General features: G+C 42.6%; 3 protein-coding genes. 1 reads left to right on the top strand and 2 read right to left on the bottom strand.

Annotated features, from left to right (window positions below):
- Positions 1 to 73 precede the first annotated feature (73 nt).
- Positions 74 to 625, bottom strand: a complete 552-nt coding sequence (locus HCR01_RS37885; RefSeq protein WP_193201009.1) for a hypothetical protein — start codon at positions 623 to 625, stop codon at positions 74 to 76.
- Positions 626 to 757: 132 nt separating this feature from the next.
- Between HCR01_RS37885 and HCR01_RS37880 the strand changes: the two genes are divergently transcribed.
- Positions 758 to 961: a hypothetical protein gene (locus tag HCR01_RS37880; protein ID WP_193201008.1), complete on the top strand. Its 204-nt coding sequence runs from the start codon at positions 758 to 760 to the stop codon at positions 959 to 961.
- On the opposite strand, the gene HCR01_RS37875 is transcribed toward HCR01_RS37880, so the two are convergent.
- Positions 956 to 1,394, bottom strand: a 439-nt coding sequence (locus tag HCR01_RS37875; protein ID WP_320073271.1) for a sigma-70 domain-containing protein, incomplete at its 5' end; no start/stop codon positions are given. The two genes, HCR01_RS37880 and HCR01_RS37875, sit on opposite strands and share 6 nt — an antisense overlap.

Genomic DNA, 1,394 nt, shown 5'->3' with positions numbered 1-1,394 from the left:
AATCTCAGTTGCACTCGACTTAATAAATCCTCAACATTTAAGAAACTGGTTTGCCAGTTGCTGCTACTGTACCTCATAACAGCCGTAAATGCTGTATCTGTTCAATCGCTTCCGGGCGACTTAGAGACTGATATTGGGGTAGCATGGGAATTTCTACCCCGTGGAGCGAAGGCTGTTGAGTTGATGTCTCTATTAGCGGGAATACGGGTGGCTCTGGTAATTCTGGGGTCAGTGCTGTGTCAGGCTTTTCATCTGACCGAGTTTTAATGAGTGGGAATATAGGTGATTCTGGTGATTCAGTCAGGTCATCATCTGCGTACTCGGCTTGCGACTCGGAATCGTCTAATTTCAGAGGTTCTAAAAGATTAGGCTCAAAATCGTCATTTTTAGATTCGTCATTGAGAAATAACAACAACTTTTCTTGTTTTTGATGGGTGGATGACTCCTGTTCCGCATAGGAGACAGAAGGCCAATTAGACAGCAAAGCTTCGACATGAGTGAGACTATCTTTGGACTGGGTGTATAACCTTTCATACTCTTCTACAAGAGGAGCGTAATAATCTCGCAATTTTAAAAGGGCTTCTAAGGCGTTTTGGGGAGGCTCTAAAGGCAAGGGAGTATTCATAACAATCAGTCAATCTTATCAATTTTAGTAATGTAATACTACCTGTTGTTGATATTTAGTGAAGCGAACAGGGGTAGGGAAGTTCTTAAGTTTAAGGGAGAAAACCCCATATTTAGAAGATAAGGGCAACTTGTGGAGACGCGCAAAAACACTCCTCCCGCTCAAGAACGCAGCTTTCATGCATATTTCCAAGGTTTAACGCCTCAAGATGCTCAAAATGATGTAGCTCTAGTGCAACTAATTGAACCTTTATTAGGCCTTGAACCGATAGTTGCTTCTCAACATCAAGACGAATTGGAACAAATCACAACTTTCGTAGCTCATTGCTCATCATGAAGCAAGATAATCCTGAATACTGTCTTGATGACGGCGCAGAATAGCCATTGCTTTGACCTCAATTTGACGAATTCGCTCTCGGCTAAGGTTTAGCTGTTCCCCAACTTGTCTCAAATTTAGTGGCTGTCCATCTTCAAGCCCAAAGCGCAAAATTACCACTTCTCTTTGTATGGGTGTTAGCAATGAGAGCATATTGATCATGTCTTGGCGCAAACATTCTTGAGTGATATCTTCATCTAGGGAGACGCTTTCATCATGCAAGAGTTCGCCCAGTTCTGTATCCTGGTTCTCTCCTACACGCAATTCTAAAGAAAGTGTTTGACCAGATGCAGTTAAAGCTTCCCGAATTTGGTTCGGCTGCAAGTTCAAATTTTCGGCAATTTCTACGACACTAGGAAGACGACCTAGTGTCTGAAATACTTCTCGCTGCACT

The organism is Nostoc sp. MG11, from assembly GCF_014904695.1.
GTDB lineage: Bacteria > Cyanobacteriota > Cyanobacteriia > Cyanobacteriales > Nostocaceae > Komarekiella.
Note: the sequence above shows the minus strand (reverse complement) of the source record. Positions and strands in the feature narration are given on the sequence as shown.

Excerpts from the sequence above, each read along its gene's own strand:
- HCR01_RS37885 (WP_193201009.1), bottom strand. The coding sequence starts at position 625 with ATGAATACTCCCTTGCCTTTAGAGCCTCCCCAAAACGCCTTAGAAGCC.